Origin of the sequence: Caballeronia sp. LZ034LL, from assembly GCF_031451215.1 — a bacterium.
In the GTDB taxonomy this organism is placed as follows: domain Bacteria; phylum Pseudomonadota; class Gammaproteobacteria; order Burkholderiales; family Burkholderiaceae; genus Caballeronia.
In genome coordinates, this window is sequence record NZ_JARUXR010000023.1 from 1 (window position 1) to 804 (window position 804).

The window sequence follows — 804 nt, forward strand, 5'->3', positions numbered from 1 at the left end:
GGCGCTTACCACGGTGGGATTCATGACTGGGGTGAAGTCGTAACAAGGTAGCCGTATCGGAAGGTGCGGCTGGATCACCTCCTTTCTCGAGCTTCGCACATACACATTAAGCGCTCACGCTTATCGGCTGTGGTTTAAGAAACAGGCTTTGGGTCTGTAGCTCAGTCGGTTAGAGCACCGTCTTGATAAGGCGGGGGTCGATGGTTCGAATCCATCCAGACCCACCATGTCGGCGATCGTTGGCGCTTTAGCGCTTACGAGCGCCCCATCCCTTCCGCAGGAAGGGACCGGCGGTCATCAGACTCAGACACGGGGGGATTAGCTCAGCTGGGAGAGCACCTGCTTTGCAAGCAGGGGGTCGTCGGTTCGATCCCGTCATCCTCCACCAAAAGTCCTCAATGCACAGCGTTTCGTGAAGCGCTGTGCATTGGCGACTGTAGCCAGTTGATGTCGAAGGCAGTGAAGTGCGCCTGTCGGCTAAACGTTCTTTAACAATCTGGAAGAAGTAGTAAAGAGACTATCTAAAAGCACTTAGAGATGGGTGCGAGTAGGATGGTCAGGGTAGTGATTGTATCAAGTATGAAAAGGTGATCGAAAGATTGCTTTGGAATACGGCACACACGTAGTGTGGGCTCCACGTAAGTGCTAAAGCACTAACGTGGACCGACACGCGAATACTCAGCCTATGGCGAGCGTGGCTCGAGAGAGACACACTTGTTATAGGGTCAAGCGAACAAGTGCATGTGGTGGATGCCTTGGCGATCACAGGCGATGAAGGACGCGGTAGCCTGCGAAAAGCTCCGG

Annotated in this window: 2 tRNA genes and 2 rRNA genes; all 4 read left to right on the top strand. The window is 53.9% G+C overall.

Annotation, left to right across the window (positions count from 1 at the left end):
- Positions 1-85: ribosomal RNA gene (locus QCE83_RS35010) — 16S ribosomal RNA — on the top strand; the annotation flags it as partial.
- 65 nt (positions 86-150) lie between these two features.
- A tRNA-Ile gene (locus tag QCE83_RS35015) sits at positions 151-227 on the top strand.
- A gap of 85 nt (positions 228-312) precedes the next feature.
- A tRNA-Ala gene (locus QCE83_RS35020) sits at positions 313-388 on the top strand.
- A gap of 335 nt (positions 389-723) precedes the next feature.
- Positions 724-804: ribosomal RNA gene (locus tag QCE83_RS35025) — 23S ribosomal RNA — on the top strand; the annotation flags it as partial.